Origin of the sequence: Arcobacter cryaerophilus gv. crypticus (assembly GCF_002993025.1) — a bacterium.
Lineage (GTDB): Bacteria > Campylobacterota > Campylobacteria > Campylobacterales > Arcobacteraceae > Aliarcobacter > Aliarcobacter cryaerophilus_B.
Genome location: NZ_NXGI01000007.1, coordinates 50698 through 70543, shown reverse-complemented (window position 1 = coordinate 70543; position 19846 = coordinate 50698). Strand labels below are relative to the sequence as shown.

At 28.3% G+C, this 19846-nt stretch carries 18 protein-coding genes; all 18 read right to left on the bottom strand.

Annotated elements, in window-relative coordinates:
* Positions 1 to 279: 279 nt before the first annotated feature.
* The 18 genes from CJ670_RS04615 to CJ670_RS04530 all read right to left on the bottom strand — a co-directional run bounded on the left by CJ670_RS04615 (position 280) and on the right by CJ670_RS04530 (position 19843).
* Positions 280 to 663, bottom strand: coding sequence for a hypothetical protein (locus tag CJ670_RS04615; protein ID WP_105939037.1), 384 nt, complete (start codon positions 661 to 663; stop codon positions 280 to 282).
* 339 nt (positions 664 to 1002) lie between these two features.
* On the bottom strand, positions 1003 to 1407 hold the full coding sequence (locus tag CJ670_RS04610) for a hypothetical protein (RefSeq protein WP_105939036.1): 405 nt from the start codon (positions 1405 to 1407) through the stop codon (positions 1003 to 1005).
* Positions 1398 to 1982, bottom strand: coding sequence for a hypothetical protein (locus tag CJ670_RS04605; protein WP_105939035.1), 585 nt, complete (start codon positions 1980 to 1982; stop codon positions 1398 to 1400). The genes CJ670_RS04610 and CJ670_RS04605 overlap by 10 nt, the downstream gene beginning before the upstream one ends.
* Positions 1983 to 2004: 22 nt before the next feature.
* Entirely contained in the window at positions 2005 to 2352 is a 348-nt protein-coding gene (locus CJ670_RS04600) for a hypothetical protein (RefSeq protein ID WP_105939034.1), read from the bottom strand.
* Between the two features lie 31 nt (positions 2353 to 2383).
* Complete coding sequence (locus tag CJ670_RS04595; protein WP_165785182.1) at positions 2384 to 3208, bottom strand: metallophosphoesterase; 825 nt, start codon at positions 3206 to 3208, stop codon at positions 2384 to 2386.
* Between the two features lies 1 nt (position 3209).
* Positions 3210 to 3635, bottom strand: coding sequence for a hypothetical protein (locus CJ670_RS04590; RefSeq protein ID WP_105939032.1), 426 nt, complete (start codon positions 3633 to 3635; stop codon positions 3210 to 3212).
* 1 nt (position 3636) lies between these two features.
* Positions 3637 to 4308, bottom strand: coding sequence for a hypothetical protein (locus CJ670_RS04585; protein ID WP_105939031.1), 672 nt, complete (start codon positions 4306 to 4308; stop codon positions 3637 to 3639).
* A 124-nt stretch (positions 4309 to 4432) separates the two neighbouring features.
* On the bottom strand, positions 4433 to 5092 hold the full coding sequence (locus CJ670_RS04580; RefSeq protein WP_105939030.1) for a M48 family metallopeptidase: 660 nt from the start codon (positions 5090 to 5092) through the stop codon (positions 4433 to 4435).
* Positions 5085 to 8177, bottom strand: coding sequence for a type I restriction endonuclease subunit R (locus tag CJ670_RS04575; RefSeq protein WP_105939038.1), 3093 nt, complete (start codon positions 8175 to 8177; stop codon positions 5085 to 5087). The genes CJ670_RS04580 and CJ670_RS04575 overlap by 8 nt, the downstream gene beginning before the upstream one ends.
* A complete protein-coding gene (locus tag CJ670_RS04570) occupies positions 8174 to 9517 on the bottom strand; it encodes an RNA-binding domain-containing protein (protein ID WP_105939029.1) in 1344 nt (447 codons plus the stop codon). The genes CJ670_RS04575 and CJ670_RS04570 overlap by 4 nt, the downstream gene beginning before the upstream one ends.
* Before the next feature lie 22 nt (positions 9518 to 9539).
* Entirely contained in the window at positions 9540 to 13166 is a 3627-nt protein-coding gene (locus CJ670_RS04565) for a hypothetical protein (RefSeq protein ID WP_133161061.1), read from the bottom strand.
* Positions 13163 to 13765 carry a type II CBASS E2 protein gene (locus CJ670_RS04560; protein ID WP_105939027.1) on the bottom strand — a complete coding sequence of 201 codons (603 nt, stop codon included), beginning with the start codon at positions 13763 to 13765 and terminating at the stop codon, positions 13163 to 13165. The genes CJ670_RS04565 and CJ670_RS04560 overlap by 4 nt, the downstream gene beginning before the upstream one ends.
* 3 nt (positions 13766 to 13768) lie before the next feature.
* Positions 13769 to 14947: a nucleotidyltransferase domain-containing protein gene (locus tag CJ670_RS04555; protein ID WP_105939026.1), complete on the bottom strand. Its 1179-nt coding sequence runs from the start codon at positions 14945 to 14947 to the stop codon at positions 13769 to 13771.
* Positions 14937 to 15890, bottom strand: coding sequence for a CBASS cGAMP-activated phospholipase (locus tag CJ670_RS04550; RefSeq protein ID WP_105939025.1), 954 nt, complete (start codon positions 15888 to 15890; stop codon positions 14937 to 14939). The genes CJ670_RS04555 and CJ670_RS04550 overlap by 11 nt, the downstream gene beginning before the upstream one ends.
* Positions 15887 to 17083, bottom strand: coding sequence for a restriction endonuclease subunit S (locus CJ670_RS04545; protein ID WP_105939024.1), 1197 nt, complete (start codon positions 17081 to 17083; stop codon positions 15887 to 15889). Before CJ670_RS04545 ends, CJ670_RS04550 begins: the two co-directional genes overlap by 4 nt.
* Entirely contained in the window at positions 17083 to 17376 is a 294-nt protein-coding gene (locus CJ670_RS04540) for a hypothetical protein (RefSeq protein WP_207763611.1), read from the bottom strand. The genes CJ670_RS04545 and CJ670_RS04540 overlap by 1 nt, the downstream gene beginning before the upstream one ends.
* A complete protein-coding gene (locus CJ670_RS04535) occupies positions 17376 to 18359 on the bottom strand; it encodes a virulence RhuM family protein (protein ID WP_105939023.1) in 984 nt (327 codons plus the stop codon). Before CJ670_RS04535 ends, CJ670_RS04540 begins: the two co-directional genes overlap by 1 nt.
* Complete coding sequence (locus CJ670_RS04530) at positions 18356 to 19843, bottom strand: type I restriction-modification system subunit M (RefSeq protein ID WP_105939022.1); 1488 nt, start codon at positions 19841 to 19843, stop codon at positions 18356 to 18358. Before CJ670_RS04530 ends, CJ670_RS04535 begins: the two co-directional genes overlap by 4 nt.
* Positions 19844 to 19846: the final 3 nt, after the last annotated feature.

Below are 19846 nucleotides of genomic sequence, written 5' to 3'. Positions count from 1 at the left end.
CACATTCCTTGTATAAAAATAATGTAGATTATAATCCAGAGCAGTTTAAATTAGAAAAAAGAGTTAAAAAAGGAGAGTATGCATCATAGTATTTAAGTAGTTTTTAATGTGGCAACTGTGTCAGCATTAGATAATTCCTAAAATTCAGTTATAAATTTAAACTATCATTAAGCCGTCTTTGAAAGTGGAATGGTAACTTAAATTCAGACACATTTATTCCAATGTTTCTATGTTTAAGCTCTATTACCAGTAGAGGAGTTTAAAAATCAACTATTTTTTCTAATAATCAAACTCTTCGTGCCAACAAACTTCTTTTTTATGAAATTTTGTTCCTACATAATCATGAATAACTATCAAGATGAATTTTATAGTGTAAAAAGTAACAAATATAAATAATGCAAAAACAAAAATATGATTAAATACAATCCAATAATCTTTATTTGGAGTAATTGAATTCATAAAGGAAATCATATTATCTAATGTATAAGAATAAAGTAAATTCATAATTTCTAAAGTTTCTTTATCTATGTCTTTACCAACTCCTCTTCCACCTAAAAACATTATAAATACAAGAGGGACAATTCCAAAAGCTAATAAGAATCTAAAAAAACCATCATAATTTGAAACAAATTCATTTTTTAATAACCTTAACCTTTTTCTCAAGAACCCTTCGTTCGGTATCTTTTTTAAAAAGCCATTTTACACCTCTTTTATTAATTTATTGTTGTATTTTATCACAGATAATTATATGTGTCTAGGACTTTCTATTTCAAATATATCGTCAAAATTTTCAATTTCAAAAATATTTATATAATCAGGCATAGAGTTTTGCCACACACTATTAGTTGAATGTTTTTGGAAAATTAATCAGGATAATTTACTTGCAAATAACCTTCATTATACAAATCAGTCCCAAGATATAGGTGATATTTTATATTTTTTCATATTTTTACTCTGTATATTTAATCCCTAATTTGTCAAAATTCTTTTTAATATCATCTGTTAAAGGTATTTTTTTAATTTAAAGTTTTCCATTGAGTCAATAACTTTTTTAACAAAATCACAAGGTGTGTTTTCTCTAAATTCAAAATAAAACCCTTTACAGCTCAAAGAGTTGTTTTTTGCACAATGCTCTTTAAAAAACCATTGCATTTCATTATTACTCAATCCCGATAGATTAAACTTTTCTATCATTTGACTTCTTGCATAACTCTCATCAAATGAAAATACATTAAATATTGTATTTTGCTCAAATTCTCTTCCAGTTTTTATATTTATATCTGAGAAATCATATCCTTTACAGTCATCATCATACTTAAAATGAAATGTATCTTTTGTTGTATCATAAGTTAAAATCCCAAAATCTCTATTCCATTTATCTATTACTTTTAGTTTTTTTATTTGCATTTGTACTCCTTTAATATCTCTAATATCTCTTTATATGTTCCATGTTCTTTATAGTTACCAGTTAAAGGAATTTTCATACCTTTGAAATCAAAAAAGCCTAGTTCAAATAATTCTTTATATTTAGCATTTAATTCTTTTAAAACTCTATCTTTTCCAAATTTTCTACAAAGAGTATGTATATCTTGCTTGTTCATAGTCGCTAAATAGTTTCTAATAATTGATGTAACTGTTTGCATAGTAGGTTTTGAAGATTGCCAAAAACAATTAAAGGTAAAATCTTTTGGGTCGTGTAGATACAACTCTATATTTCTTACATAAAAATCTCTAGTTTCAGGATTTCTTATTGTATTAGGATTTATTCCACTAAAAATATCTTTTAACTCTTCTAAAGTAAATATTTCTTGTAGTTTAGCAATAGAGACATACTTTAATACTTTTTTTCTTAACACATCAAAGCTGATAGGAAAATCATCATCTTTTTTTGTTTTTAGAATAGTGTAAACATCATTTGAATTAATATCATAATCCCAGCATACAGCTTCTAAAAACTCAATATTTTTAACTATCAATTCCATTTATCTTTTACTTTTAGTTTTTTTATTTGCATTTGTACTCCTTTAATATCTCTAAAAATATTTTATCATCACAATATGGCGAAGTTAAAAAAATCTCTTTAATATCTTCTATTTCTATAAAATATATATTTTTTAATACTTCTAAATCTTCTTTTTTTGCATTTTCAAAAATATCATTTACAAATAATCTTTCATTGTAAGTTAAATCATCATATTTTTTTTTAGTAAGACAATCAATAATAAAATCTATTTCTATGCTGTTCTCAAAAATCTTACTTTTGATTAATACTCTTTTTTCTTTGATTTCTAAAGCTTCTTTTTGAGTTTGTTTAATTAACTTATTAGCTTTTTCAATTAATTCTAAACTCATTTAATATCTCGAATTTTTTGTTGTTTTCATTTTAAACCTCTATTTGTTTAATTTTAATCCATTGTCCGTTTCCACTCTCATTATAATATCCTAAAGGGTTACAGATACATTTAACATTATGTTCCTTATATTCAATAACATCGTGATTATGCCCAAATATCCAGTATTTCATACTTCCATTTTTTAAATAATCTTCACCATCAAAACAAAAAAATGTATTTGATAATTCATTATGATATTTAAGATTCAAGTACTCTTTTTTGGCACTTGGATTAATATGAGTAATCATTACATCACACTCTTTGTAAACTCTTTCGATTTTAGGTTTTTCTATCTCAAATATATCGTCAAAATTTTCAATTTCTAAAATATTTTTATAATCAGGAGTAGAGTTTTGCCACATAATATTAGTTGAATACTTTGGGAAAAACTCATCAGGATAATTTACTTGCAAATAACCATCATTGTACCAACCATCACAACCCCCAAATTTAACACTATCAATTTCAATAATATCTCCATTTAAACAGTAAATATTATCTTCTTTATTGATTAGTTCTCTCATATTTGAAACTCGTTCAAAAGAGCCTTTAAATAAAGATTTATTCTCTTTATTTACTAAATAATAATCGTGATTGCCTAATACACAAACTATATTTTTATAGAACTCTTTTAATATTTTTAATATCTTTATATTTTGATGATTATTATGTCCTAAATCACCAGCAATTACTAACACATCACCACAATTTTTAAAATCAATAATTTGACTGTAAAATTTAATTACATCATCTTTTGAGTATTTATTGTAAAAGTAATTATCAAAATGTAGGTCACTTAATATATCTATTTTCATTTTAATCTCTATTTTTTCTATCAAAACACTTTTCACAAGCATTTATATAATTATTATTTTTTTCTGTTATTTCTATATCACAACTTTTTCCACAATACTCGCAAATCATCTCTGATTTATCTTCTGTTACATAAATTAAAGAGTCAATTAATGTTTCAACAATTTTTGGTACAGGTGAAGTGAAATGATAATCAACTCTTAGAGTATTATATTTGTTATACATAGCTTCTATTTTTGGTAGTTCGCAATTTGCTAATTTACAAACTTCTTCTATATTTTTTCCTAATTCATAAGCTAAATCTACCCAACCGTTGGAAAATTTAAAATGTTTTTTATCTTTGTATATTTTTAAACTTTTTAATTTAGCTTTATTATCTTCACTTAACCCAGCTTCAGATTTTTGTACTAATATTTTTGTTGTTTTCATTTTAATCTCTTTTTTGAAATCTATGTTTTCCAGTTTTTATAAATAAATTTGCGAAACTCTCCCAATCACTTAAATATATATACTCTTCACCATCTATAATTGCACAAGTACTTCCTTTAGCACTCTCTAGCCAAAATTCATAAAAAGGTAAATTTTTAATATCACTCTCTTTAATTAAATTGCCATCTTGAATTTCTAATCCAAAGTATGTTTTTTTAGGTTTTGGATTTTGTTCTACTTCTTCTTTTGCTCTTCTTCGTTCTTCATAATGTTTTTTCATCATCTCTTCATATTCAAAAACTGTTATTGAACTTCCTTGATGTTCTTTACAAACAGTCTTATAAAGTCCACCATCAACTCTTGTTTCACCAAATTTTCCACATTGTTCACAAATAGTAGATGAACGATTTTCAGCTTGTGAAACTAAAGCTCTGATACTTTTTTCAATTATTTTAGGATATTGCGAATTTAATGTATTGTAGTAAAATTTTAATGTTCCAAATTTTTCTTTTATTTGTTGAATTAATGGAAGTTCACAATTTGCTAATTTGCATAAATCTTCAATATCTTTTCCTAATTCATATACTAAGCCATTCCAGCCATCTTTAAACTCAAAAGCCACTTTTTGATATATTTCTAAACTATTTAATTTTTCTATGTTTTCTGTTTTCATTTTTTTATCCTCGTATTTTTATTGTTAAACTTTACACTAAAAGAATAAAACTTTACAAAAATTTGCTCAATTTTCTTAGGGTATTATACTTTGAATTATTAACCTAATTATGTCTAGTTAATATTTATATATTTTCTAAAATATTTTTTCTTTTTTCCCAATCACTCATATATAGTGATAAATAATTATAAAATTCTTTAGAATGATTTGGATAGATCAAATGAACCAGTTCATGAAAAACTACATATTCTATACAAATCTTTGGCTTTTTTATAAGCTCAATATTGAGATTGATATATGATTTATGAGGGTTACAGCTCCCCCATCTTGTTTTCATTTGTCTTATTTTTATATCTTTTATCTCTTGCTTCACAATTTTATTAAACTCTTGTAAAATATTGAAAAAATGAAGTAATGCTTTTTCATAATACCACTCGTAAACCAAATTTTGTTTTCGTTTTAAATCATTTTTATTTTTAACATATATTTCTAAATAGCCTCTTTGAAGCTTAACAGCTTCTTTTTTTGACTCAATGACTTTCAGCCTGTAACTTCGACCTAGATATTTAAAATCCTCTCCACTCACATACTCTTTTTTGATTGTTTCAAATGATGCAAAAAACTCTTTCTTTTTTTCAATCCATTTAGCTCTTTTTTTGATTATAAATTTTATATGTTCATCACTTGTTATCTTTGGAGCAGTTAAAATTACTTCTCCAGATGGTTTTACTTTTAAAGTGATATTTTTTACATCTTTTTTAGTAATTTGGATGTTTTCAAGCATAAAAACTTATTCCTATACCTCTAATAGTTTGATAAATTTTATCTTTGTTCTCAATTGATATATCATATTCATCTTCTAAGTCCCAAAGAACATCTTCCATTGCACTTGTTATTTCATTTTCAACATCTTTATTTTTATGCCATTCAGGTTTTTTAGAAGCTCCTAAATAAATCTCATCAAATTTTAAAGTCAAATTTTTAACAATCAAATCAAAATCAACAATTTCTAAATTACTTAAAATATCACTCAAGTTATCATAAATAGCAATTAGAGTTTTTTTATTTTCAAACTCTTTTGGATATTTATCCTCATTTGGTTTGGACATACCTGTTATTAGGTCTTTTAATTGTTTTGCTTTTGCTAATTTTTCCTCTTCATTTAGTCTTTTAGCTTTATATTCATTAATTACATCTTCTATTTGTTGGGCAATTGACTTATAAAATGCTGGGTTTGATTCCATTTTTTCTTTTACTACCGCACTTACGGCACTCAAAATTGTGTCAGCTTTTGCACTTTTACCCTCAACTCTTTGAACCTCTTCTTCAAACTCTGTTTCGAAGATATTTACAAGCCTTGTAAGTTCATTCACCTCTTTGGCACTTACAAAAGTATCAAGTAGCTTTTGCATCTGTTCTTCATATTTTCCAAAGTCACAAGTCTCATGGTATCGTAGCTGCACTACTTTTCTAAGTTCATTGTAAAATTTGATTTTTTTCTTATAAAGCTTTATTTCATTCTCACTTAAAATGTCATCAATTTTCTCACTTGAAAGTGCTAATTTAAAAGCACGAGAGAAATGAGATAGCCACTCTTTAAAATCATCTCTTTTTTGAATATCTGATAAAACAACTACATAACTTTCTAAATCATCTTTAAATTTTACATCACTAAAAAGGTCTTCTAAATGGGTGTAATAAGTTTTAGCTTTTGCTATTTCACTTCTTACATCTACTACAGCTCCCGTCAAATCTTCTGGATCAAAGCCATCAAGTGAAGCATAATTTGTCAAAGCCTGGTCAAGTTCTCCTAGAAGCCCTCTATAATCTACAATATATCCATAATCTTTTCCATCATAAAGTCTATTTACTCTAGCAATTGCTTGTAAAAGATTATGTTCTTTTAGTTGTTTATCTATATAAAGTGTACTTGCTCTTGGTGCATCAAAACCAGTTAAAAGCTTATCTACAACAATAAGCAAATCTATCTCATCACCATGGATAAACTCACTTTTTACATACTTTAGATATTCCTCTTCACTTCCAAAGTTTTTAATAGTTTCTTGCCATGCTTTTGCCACATATTCTTTATTTCCACCATCAAGCTCTTCATGCTCATTGCTTGAGATTACATAAGCAGTTCGTATATCACCGTACTCTTCAAATATCTCATGATATTTTATAGCTTCATATTTACTACTTGTTGCAAACATCGCTTTAAAACCACTGTTTGCCATTTTTAGAGTTTTTTTGAAGTGTTCATTGATATCGAGTGCTATTAGTTCAAGTCTTTGTTCACTTGATGCAACTTTTTGAAATCTTGCCCATTTATGCTGTAAATCTCTTTTTGCATCATCACTTAACTCTCTTGCAATCATATTAAACTTTCGAACCAATCCATCAGGACTAAGCACCTCTTGATCAACAAGCCTTCCCTCATAAAGTAGCGGTAAAACAGCCCCATCTTTTACAGCATCATCTATAGTGTAGCGATGTATCTCACCACCAAACTTTAAAAAGCTATTTTTATCTTTCTCTTTTTTTAGAAGTGGTGTTCCTGTAAATCCGAGATAACAAGCAAGTGGTAGAGCCTTTTTCATTGCATTGTGTAAATCTCCACCTTGAGTACGATGAGATTCATCAACTAGCACAAATACATTATTATCATTGATAACAGTTTTTGAGTTTCTTACCTTTTCAAACTTATGTACAAGTGTTGTAATCACACTTATACCACTTTGAAGTTTCTCTATCAAATCACTCCCACTACTTGCTCTTCCTGCTTTTATATCCGTATTTTCAAAAGTTTTATGGATTTGCTCATCCAAATCAACCCTATCGGTTACTACTATTATTTTTGCATTAGTGTAAGTTAATTTTAGAAGTTTTGTAAGCATTACCATTGTAAGAGATTTACCACTTCCTTGAGTATGCCAGATAAGTCCACCAGCTCTTATACCATCAGTTATCTTTTCTACCCTTTTTAGAGTCTTTTCAATCCCAAAGAACTGCTGATAACGGCTCACTTTTTTAACTTTTTTATCAAATAAAATATAGTGTTTTATTAGTCTTAAAAGTCTATCTTTTGATAAAAGTGCAAAAAGTGTCAAGTCAAGACTAGTTACTTCTCTATTTTCTATCATTGTTTTTAAAGTCACTTTAGCCTTTTCACTCTCTTCTTCTTTCCACAAGCTATAAAACTTTAAAGGTGTTCCCATAGTTCCATATCTAGCTTCATTGCTATTTGCTGCAATAGTTAACTGTATGTATTTAAATAAATGCGGTATTTCATCTTTTTTTTGCTCTTTTTCAAGCTGTTTGATACCATTTTCATAGTTCACACTTGATTTTTTAAGCTCAATCACCACTAGTGGGATACCATTTACAAACACAATCAAATCAGGTCTTCTAGTCTTTGTAATTTCATTTTGGTTGGCACGATCTACTATGAACTCTTCTGTTACAAAAAAGTGGTTATTTTCAATATTATCAAAGTCGATATATTTAAAAGAAAAACTTTTTTTCGTACCATCATCAAGATTCTCTTCATAGCTAGTACCTAAAAGCAGATGATTGGTGATTTTCTCATTTGCTACGATTAATCCCTCATTTAAAGATACATCCAAGTCTTCAACTGCTTTGGCTATATTATTGGCACTAAACTTATAGTTTTGCCCTTTATACTCATAGCTATTTAAAGCATAAAGTCTCTCTATAAGTATCTTTTTTAAAAGTACTGCCGATGTTTTATTTTCTCTAAAAATAAGATTATCTTCTTTGGTTATAAACTTATATCCAAAATCTTTATGGCTCAAAAGATTGATGCAGTTTTGTTGTATTACTTGTTCTAGTGTGATGTTATCATTCATTTTAAAATCTCCCAATGTCCGCCTTTAGCACCGCCTATTCGCTGGATAATATTTTTATCTTTTAGTGTTTTAATATGTTTTTCTATTGCTGTTGTGCTGATTCCAAGTTCAGTAGCAAGTGCTGTAATTGCAATTTTTGGGTTATTTTGCATAAGCTTTATGATGTTTTGTTGTGTTTCACCCAACTTTATACCCAACTTTTCACCCAACCCATTAGGTAAACTTTTATCAGTATTAAAATAAAACTCTACCCATAAACCATTTTCCCATTTAAATTGTGGAGTTATACCATTAAACTTTTGTGATTCTTCTATAATTTTTTCTATCCCTCTTCCCCAAGATTCAATATATCCAGCTAGGAAAAATGGATATGCAACTAGAGGATTGTGTGGCTCAGATGTATGTTTCCGTAAAAGTGTATCTATAGTCCAGTGTGGTGGTAAATCTCCTGCATTCCACATAAGAAGTTTATCATCATAAACACTTATTTGTATGCTGTTTTGTGAACTATAATCTTTATGAACAACCGCATTAATTAAAGCTTCTCTAAAAGCTAACTCTGAAATTGGAAAACTCTCTACTCTTTGAATACCCTCATAAGTGATAAAAGCACTAAGATATTTTGTAAATATAAGCTCCATTACTTTATCTACTTGCTCAAATAAACTTCCCTCTATCACATCTTGATATATTAGTTCTGTATTTGATTTAAAATATCCTATTTTAATCATACTTCCCATTACATATTTCATAGGCTCTTTTGCAAACAATAGTGCAGCAGCTCTCTTTAGATAATCACCTTCTCGAAGTCGTAATTTATCTACTAAAACATCATCATTTTCTTTTAAAAGCTCAGGATCTATTCTTCGTTTTTTCTCAGCTTTTTCTCTAAAGAGTTTAAAAGAATAAGGGTCTAAATCTGTATCTCCAAAATAAGGCACTGGTACACTATCCCAAGTTTTACCCTGTGTTCTAAGTAAAAACTTATCAAGTGCGACACCCTTTAGCTCTTGCGTTGTGCTTCCACTTCTGTAATAATATGAACCTTTATAGCTTATAGGATATGGATATTTATCTGTGATGATTTCAATGTACTCTTTATCTTCATCTTGTAAAAGATTGACATCTACCATGATGCCCAAGATATCTCGTACTTTGTTTGGTATATCTTCAAGAAGTTTTTTAGCATTGTCAATGCCTTTGATTTTGCCATCATCATCTACACCGATATACAGCTTCCCACCATCAGTATTGCCAAATGCACTAAGCCATTTGATATACTCATCTCTCCAAGATTGTTTAAATTCTATGTTTTGTGATTCGTTAATTTGTAGTTTCATGTTTTTCTCTCACTATTTAAATTTATTGAAGTTCATTTCTTAAATCTTCTTTTTCCGCATCTATCTCATAATCTTTTGCTAATTGAATTAATAACGAAGAAGTTTTTGGATGCGTAAACCTTAATTTTTCTGCATATTCCCTATACTCTTGTGCCTTTTGGTGTTCTTGTTCTCCACCTTCATCAGCACCTCTTGTAGTAAAATAACTTCCTCCAGGATATTTTTTCTCATGCCAAAAATAGTATCCTAACTTTTCATTATCAAATTCTTCTAAAACATCTCTAGTTATTTCATTTGGGAAAATATCATCTTTTCCATTTGGTGACTTTGATAAAAGCTTACCAATTTCTACATAGGCATATTTTTCTCTATCAACTTCTTTTGCATATTTAATAGCTTCATTTATCCAATTTTTTAAAGTTTCATAATTAAAATCATGTATATCTTCATACTTTTTAAATAATGTTATTCTTTCCAGTAGTTCTGTAGCATTATTTGCTCTGTTTTGAATTTGCTCTTTTGTCAATGTTATATCTTCATCTTCTTTATTTTGAGATTTGTACATAAAAATTAGTAATTCAACAAATGATTTTGGATTAGCAATAATTTCTTTTTCTAAAAAGACTGGATTGAAATTTTTTAATTGTAGATATTTCCATTCTATAAGTCTCATTACTTCATTTTCTACTTCTAAATTTTGTAGCAATTCAATCACTTCAGATATGGAATGTGTATCCAATCTTTTGTTTTCAATATTTGGGTCTAATTCAATTACTACTTTCGCAATATCACTAAAGCTAAAATCTAAGCCATCCTCATTGCTTTTTTTCATATGATGACTTAAAAAATCTATACATTTCATATGTTGTTTATAGTGATATAATTGTTCAAATATCCATTTAATATATTTTTTATCTGATTCCTCTAATCTACAATACCAATGTATATTTTTCCAATAATATTCTTGAACAGAAGTATTTTGTTTTTTCAAAGATTCAAATGCAATTGAATCAAAATTTATAGCAAGTAAAATTTCTGCTTTTTGAATATCATTCAAATCATCAAGTATATTTTCACTAAATTTCATACTTGCAACATAATTTTTTGCACATATATTTAAGTATCCATCTTGCATATCTAACCATTTAAATATTTCTATTTTATATTTTTCACCTGTTATTTTAAAAATCAATCTTCCAATAATTCCTGGCATTTGACTTGTTTTTATAAGCTCAACTAAAGTATCAAAATCTTTACTTTCTAAAATATTTTTTAAGGCCTTTTCTCTTTCTTCTTCAATTGTTTTTTCTTCTTCTTTATAACTATTTCTATTTTCTTTTTCATAAGGAACTGGATTTAATAAATTAACTCTTCCATTGCCAAATAAATGATAGTATTTATGTACTAAATTATCAGGCTCTATAAAATAAAAAGCATTTTCAAGCTGCTCTAAACATTCTTCAGATATTTGCCAATTGGGAGAATCTGCAAATTTTCGATGATTATGTATGTTTTCTCTTAGTTCTAATGATAAAATTAATCTTTCATCATCTGAAAAAATTTTCTTATCTAATTTCGTAAATTTATTTAAAAATTTTAAGCAATATTCTTTGCTAAAGCTACTTATATTATCAAGTACATCTTTCCATCGTAAAGTATTGTTTTCTACACTTAGAAATAATATTCTAAAAATATTCTCATTATATGTGTAGTATTCTGCTCTTGTGACTTCTTTTGTACTATCAACATCCCAATTTTGATATTTAGGTTTAGATATGCCATAACTTACACTATGACTATGTGGCAATATTCCAATTAACAATTTCCATGTAGTGTCAGGAAATTTTTTATATGCAATTTGTTCTAGTATTTGTACTTTATCATCATATGATACACTGCTGTAGTTTATCAATCCTGCAAAAATATCTTTTAAAGTATTCATCGGTGAATTAGAAATTTTACTTTTTATATTAAGTTCACATAATCTGATTAATATTAAAGTAACCCTTGCCAAATAGTCTTTATGCCAAGATACTGTTTCTAATGCCCAAAGTAAATCACAATGAAAACAAGTTCCCATAGCCATATCACCTGCATCTGCAAATAATTGTTCTATATTTGTAGTATTTTTATTGTCTAAAGTTTTTTCAATTGCAGTTATAAAACTATTTGGACTTGCTTCAGCTAAAAATGGTAATATTCGCCCATAAGAATACCAAGACTCGACATTTAAATTTTTCTCAAACAACTCTTTTAACCAATAATCTAAACTGCTATTAATATTAGCTGGATAACTTAACTTATTTTTACCAAATACAGAAATAAGCACTAATGTATCGGCTAAACTTTCTCTAAGCAATCCTGAATGTTTTAATGTTTTATTGTAAATGTTTGCACTCCATCTATCTTCTGGATTAAGTTCAAAAGATGGGTCTATTTCGCTTAAAACATTAATAACTATTTTCTTCAACCTATCTATTTGAGTGTTAGGTATTTTATTTGAAATTAAATCCCACAAGCTTATTTTTGAGATTACTTGCCAAACATTTCCAACAAGCCTAATAGGTGCTTTATCTTCAACTTTTAATAAGTGTAATTGTTTTTCAAATGCTTCATATTGTAAGCCTGATAGTTCTTCAATAACTTTTTGATCATTTTCATTTTTAATGTGCCAACTATTAACAAATAGCATTGTGGATAAAATATTAATATCATATTTGCCTACCCAATTCGGTACATTTTTTTCATAAGGTTTTAATAATGGATGACTGATTATTGCATGTAAAAAGCCTTTTGTATCATTATAAATTTTCCATGAATTGTTATGGTCAAACCCCATTTTCTCTAAAGCAAAAGTGGTAACAGTTTTTTTCATTTTTTTCAACTTAATGCTATTCTCTGCTGTATTATCAATGTCAATCAATTCTTCGGCTTCAATAACATAATTACCATTTTCAATTGCAACCCCAATATTGCATGGGATAAAATCTTTATAAACTAAAATCAAATGATTTTTATTTTGAATCGTATTATCCCATGCTTCTTGGTTAGAGATAATTTGAACTTTTTTCACTAAATTTTGATTGTTTTTCAAAGTAGATAAAATAAAAGCATAACTTTCTTCCTTACTATGAGAATAGACTGTAATTTTTAATGGATTATTTTCAAAAAAATCATAAAAGTCTTTAACCTCTTTTTCTCTTGAGTCCAATACTAAGTCGCTTGAAAGTTTAATTTTTGTTTGAGATGCCCATTGATGAAAAGCTTGTTCGAGATTTAACTTACCACTTATTTTGCTGTCTTTATTATTATTTCTGTCCCAGAATAATCCAATTATTAGAAAAACAAGTATAAAAATGATAAAAACATTTCCTTCAGGCATAAAAAATTGGATTATTATATATGCTATTTTTTCATACCATACAGTAGAAGATTCAATCAATTTATCTAATTCAGAAATTAATTTATTTTGATAGATAAAAGTAGCCACTTGTGCCAGTAGTAATGTGCTAAAACTGTTTAATACTGTATAAAATCCTTTTGTTCTAAATAAAACTTTTTCAAGTAAAAAGTTACCCAAAGTCGTGTTGTTTACAAAATCAAAACCCTTACAAAGATAAGTCCATATCGTGATCAAAAATGATTTCATTCTACAACCTCGTTATTTTGAAGTTCTTGCATATAAATACTTTTCCGTTTTAGGTAAATTTTATTTATAATATTTTTAACACTATCTTGCTTTTTCTTCTTTCTTTGTTCAATAATTAATTGCTTAGGCGTATTTTTTATATTTTCATTTTCTTCTTCTTTGGAGCTCTCTGGATGAATACCACCACCTTTCCATTTATTGCTATAAAGCCATTCTTCATAAAAATATAACCAAAGGTATGTCCAAGAAACAATAGTATTGCAAAGTGGCATATTTGTATTCCACTCATTATAAGAAGGATAATATAAACATAATCTAATTTTTTTATGGTCATACAAATGTGGTATAGATTTGCTTTTTGAAACTTCCCATATATCTTTATTCAAAACAAACACATCAGGTGAGTAATTATCAATATGAAAAATAATCAATACTTTATATGTTTTACTTAGTTCTGTAGGTTTTGCATCAAATTCCCAAAAAAAATATTTACCATAAAACTCACCCGTTCCATTTTTTGAAAGAGGACAAAATTTTACATTACTATATTGTTGTAATAATGTTGTTTTATGATATTTAGATACACCTTTTGCTAACACTATCTATTTTCCAAAAAAAGTATTTTGCTTCATTGCAAGTGAGTCTGTTGCATTACTAGACAATCCAAGGGAAAGTAATCCATTTAACCTGTTTTGAGTAACACTATCTGTCATATCTTTATAAACTTTATTAACGGGTGATTCACCCAATCCATTTCTAAGAGATTCAAAAATTAGATGTTGACCTTGAAGATTAATGACTGATTCAAATATTCCAATAATTGCATTATGCCAATTATCAAAATTTTGTTTTTTTATAGACTTATAATTCCATTTTTCAGCAAAATTTTCCCCATTAACTGTAGGGTTCTCAATCCAATATCCATTACGATTTTCAATAAATTTTGTCATATATTTTAATGTATCCATCATTAATGCATATTCATTGTCATACGAATAGTTTTGAATACAATACTCATAAGATTTTGTCGCTAATGTAGTAATTATGATTGATATTGGGGCATCATCTTTCCCATCAAACATAATATCTCTATGTCTTTTAAAAATTTGGATAAATCTTTTTAATAAAGGTTTATTTGGATTATGTTCGGGAAGTTCTGTTACTGTTGCTGCATCTTCGGTTGTAATCATAATATTTCTAGAATCAAACATAGCTTTTGTAAATTTTAATATTGGTTGCATTGATGAAATATCATCAAACCACTTTGCATACCCTTCAGGATTTGTTGGCATATATCGTTCAAGTTTTTTATCTGCTACCAATTCACTCTCATTATGGGGCTCAAAATGATTATCAAGAGATGGTGTCACATCAAGATGAAATTCGTTTGCATAATTAATACACCAACCTCTATTTAGTGGCGTTAACATTTTTTTATATGTATCATGCTCTTTAAGTCTATTACCTACAAGCTCCTTCAATCGCTCTGGAGTAATCATATCCGCTGATACATTCGGCGTATAAAAAACCAAATCAATATCAAACTCATTTTTACCAATAGGTTTAACTGTAGTTTCTAATCTAAATGAACCTTGAGGATATATTTCTCCATCTTTAAAGCATTGTTTTTTACCATCACCCAATAAGCAATATTCTCCTTCTGCTAGCCATTTCCCTACCGCTTTATATCGCTCTTCCGCCAATTGACGCTGTGTTTTAGTAATTTCTAAAGACTCACCAACTTTTTCTAGTATTTTAAATATTTCATTTTTAGTTGACATGCTCATCCTTGATATATTTATTTATAAAAGATTGAATTTCAGAATGTCTATCTGAAAAATCTTTATCTGCTTTACTTAACAAATTCTCATTTTGAGATACATCATCAAGTGGCAATGCTTTATCACTTGTATATGTTAATCGTAAAATATTTTCTTTTGGCATTAAAAACTGAAGTAAACTATTATTGGTTTTAGTTTGCAAATTTAATATCATAGAAATTAGTTTTTCTCTTTTCCATCCAGTCAAAAATCCCCACCACTTTGTATTAATATGGTAATCATTTTCTTCTACACCAGTTCCAATTGATACGATTATTACATCATTTGGTTCCATCTTAAATATCTTTTTTGCTTCAGCAAGTGCAACTAAAACAGGACTATTAGCCCAAAGCCCACCATCTGCAAGTAAAAAATTACCAATTTTATGAGGAGGGAAAAAGATTGGAGCAGAAGAAGATGCCAAAATAGCATCAGATAATAAGATTTCTTTATCTCTTACTAATTCTTTTGTATTACCATTACTATCTTGTTGACCATTAAAAGTGGTTTTAAATACAAACTGTGTTGAATTGCCAATGTCGGTTGCATTTATTAATAGTGGTTTTTCTATATCACCCAAAGTTGTATTTTTAAAAATTGCTTTTAGTTGTTCTTTTAATGGATTAGGATTATATTTACTTGCAAATAATCCGATTCGAGAAAGCCATCTCTTTTTAAATATATTTTTACCTTCATTTACATATAAAGCAATAACTTTTTCTATATCAATCTGTTTTACTATCGATCCAGCTAATATCGAACCAGTAGAAGTACCCACAATCAAATCAAAATCATTATAAAAATCTATATTGCAATCTTTTTTCATTCTTTTCAATATTTGAGCTGAATATAAACCTCTAATGCCACCACCATCTAAACATAATATTCTAAATTTTTTACTCATACCTTAACCCTCACTTCTCCAGTTAGTAGTTTTTGCATAAGTGCTTTTTTTTGTTGTTTTAGCTCATCAAGTTCTTTTTTAAGAAGATTTATCTCATCATCTGCAAGGCTTAAAACTTCGGCTATTTTTTGTTGTTCTGGAAGTGATGGGAGTTTGATTTTCATTAGTTTCATATCATTAAAAGCTAAGCTATCACGAACACTTCCAGATAAAAATTTTGATAAGTTTCCAGTAAAATTATGAGTATTTAACCAGTAATTTAAATATTGCTTGTCCAATCCTTTTAAACATTCAAAAATAACATACATAGGACTTAAAATCCCAATTTCATACTCTTCTAGTAGTCCAAGTGAACCCACATTTATCCTAGATGGGTTATATGCAAAATTTCCTTTTTTTACAATTTTATAATTACTTGTGTCTTTACTAGCAACTTCTTTTTCAAAATAATCTTTTTGGGCTATAAATCCATGCTTATTTGTTACACTTAAAACTAATTCTACATTTTCTTTATTTTTCTTGCTTATTTCTTTAATGTATTTACCTAGTCTAATTTCTTCCCACTCATCACTAAACCCACTAAAACGAACTTCACCACTTAAAAGTTTTTGCATAAGGGCTTTTTTTTGTAGCTCTTTTGCTCTCAAAAGCTCGGTTTGTTTGGTGATGGCTTCGTCCCAAGTTGTGAGAATTTCGGCTATTCTTTCTTGTTCTTTTAGGGGTGGAAGGGGGATTAAATAAGGTTCAATATGCTTATTATTAATTTGTGGAATTGATGTTGTATCTGCTATTTTTGATAAGTCTGTTCTTAAAATAAAATAATATAAATACTCATTGTTGCAATTAGCTTTATTAATAGTGATTGTCATTAAATTTGTATCCATAAAGCTATCAAACTTTAATATTCTTATTTTATTCAATAAAATACTAGCTCCCCTTTTTGGAAAAATAATGCTTCCTGATTTAATCACTTTTTTTGGATTTTTAATAAAGTAAGGTGTTTCAAATTGATACTTTGTTGATGTATTTAATTGTTCAACTTTGAAATAAGGGACCCCAAAACTTTCAAATGTTTGCTCTGAAGGACTTTCCCCACTGTTAATTTCAACAAGTTTTCTTAATTTTACAACCTCCCAATCCTCAGGAATAATCCCCACTTTTGTTTGCTTATAGCCTTGTTTGATTTGATTCATTATTTTTTCTCCTCAAGACTTTTATGTGATTTCTCTATCTTGTTTACACTATCTTTTGGAGTTGGTAAATCTTCTGGCATAGTTTCACCAAGCTCTTTTATAGTTTCTCTTACTTTTTTGCCTACTTCATAGTGAGTTTGGTTGGCTTTTGTTTTACCTTGGATATTGTCTCTTTTGAGTTTTTCTTCTGTTTGAGTAATAGTAAACATAGCTGTTGCTTTATCTGTGTAACTATCAAGTTGCTTTATCTCTTCAAATATTTGATGGTGTTTTAGTTCTATATCTTTTTTCATTATTTTTTATCCCCTAAAGATGCAACAACTTTTTCAAAGTCAATTTGCACTTTACTTTTCTCATTTATCATTTGAACTTTATACTTTTCATACTCTTCATTGGCTTTTTTTAAGGCTTCTGTGTGTGATATTTTACCTTTTGTTTGAAGCACATCAAAATCAGATAAACTTAAAAAATCATCAAGTTTTTTTATCCAATCTCTCATTTTCATAGTTTTTCTTTTTTTTGCTTGTAACTCTGCAAACTCAAGATATGTGGTTACTATTCTATTTAAAGTATCCAGTTCTTCATTATTGAGATAATTTTTAGCTATTGATGCCTCTTTTTTTGTAGGTTTACATCCACTAAAATTTGTCATTCCTATAAATGGTTTTGTACTATCTACTCTTTGATAAATTATTTCAGCAGCTGTATGCCCATGTGTAGCAAAATGCATTTTATTTTGTATCGTTTTAAAAAACTCTTGAGATGCTTCATCGCTTGGATCATAATCTATACTAGTAGCATATATATCAAGAATTTTTTGCCAAAATAGTTTCTCACTACTTCTTATATCTCTAATTCGTTCAAGAAGTTCATCAAAATAACTATTTTTAGCTTGTTTTAATCTTTCATCATCCATTACAAAACCTTTGATGATGTACTCTTTAATTCTTGCTGTAGCCCACTGTCTAAATCTTGTAGCAATATTTGATTTTACTCTATAACCTACAGAAATAATCATATCAAGATTATAGTGTTCTATATCCCTTTTTACATTTCTTGTTCCCTCTTGTTGAACTATTAGGAATTTCCTAATAGTTGAATCTTTTTCAAGCTCTTTTTCATAGTATATATTTTTAATATGCTCATTTATAGTAGCTGTTGTTACATCAAATAACTCAGATAATTGTTTTTGAGATAACCATAAAGTTTCATTTTCAAGTTTTACTTCAAGATTTGTAGTGCCACTATCATCTTGATATATTATCATTTCACTCATAGCCCAAGCTCCCTAAGATACCCGCTCATTTTTGATTTTATCTCCACTAACTCATTTTCAATAGTTGCTATATTTGTTTTTGTAGCATCTAAATCAATAATCTCCTCTTCTTCAAATGTATCTACATATCTAGGGATATTTAGGTTGTAGTCGTTTTCTTGTATCTCTTCTAGTGTCGCTACATGACTATACTTCTCTATCTCTTTTCTATTTTTATAAGTATCAAATATTTTTGCTATATGCTCATCTGTTAGATTGTTTTGATTTTTTCCTTTTTCAAATTCCCTACTTGCATCGATAAATATAATATCTTTATTTGGTCTATTCTTCTTGAATATTAAAATACAAGCTGGTATTGAAGTTCCAAAAAATAAGTTTGCAGGTAAGCCAATAACTGCATCAAGAAGATTATCTTCAATAAGTTTTGTTCTAATTTTTCCCTCACTAGCACCTCTAAAAAGTACTCCATGAGGTAAAATAACTCCCATTTTCCCATTAGAATTAAGTGAACTAATCATATGAAGAACAAAAGCAAAATCTCCTTTACTTTTTGGTGGTGTTCCATATTTAAATCTTCCAAAGCTATCTTCACTTGCTATCTCTTCTCCCCATTTATCAAGACTAAATGGTGGATTTGCTACCACCACATCAAAAGTCTTTAGAAGATTATCTTGTAGATGAAGTGGATTTCTTATCGTATCTCCCCACTCGATAACTGCATCGTTTATCTCATGTAAAAACATATTCATCTTACAAAGTGCTTGAGTTTGTCCATTTCTCTCTTGCCCATAAAGACGGAAGTTTTTACTTCCTATCTCTTTTGATGCTTTAATAAGTAGTGAACCAGAACCACAAGTTGGATCATAAATCATATCTCCCTCTTTTGGCTCAACTAGTTTTGCTAAAAGAGTCGATACTTCACTTGGTGTATAAAACTCCCCACCTTTTTTCCCTGCATCACTTGCAAAGTGTGAGATAAGATACTCATAAGCATCTCCTATTACATCATTTCCCTCTAACATTGAAGGTCTTAAATCAAGTCTAGTATCACTAAAATCTTCAATAAGATTTTTAAGTATTGTGTTTCTCTCTTTTGTGTCCCCTAGTTTATTTTTGTTGTTAAAATCTATGCTTCTAAAGATACCTTCAAGTTTGTCCCTATTGTCCTCTTCGATTCTCTCTAGTACTTTATTCATTATTTCACCAAGATTAGAAGCCTCTTTGTGTTTAATAAGATAATCAAATGTACAACTCTCATCAAGTCTGAATTTTTCTCTTTTTAGCTTTGCTTCGATTCTATCAGTCTTATCACCGTACTCTGCTTGAAGCTGTTCTAGTTTTTCTTTGTAAAAATCAGAAAGATACTTCACAAATAGCATCGTAAGAACATAATCTTTATAATCACTTCCATCCATCGTACCTCTGAATGTATCGCAAGCTTTCCATACTACATTGTTGATTGTGCTTTGAGTCGTTTTTTGCATTTA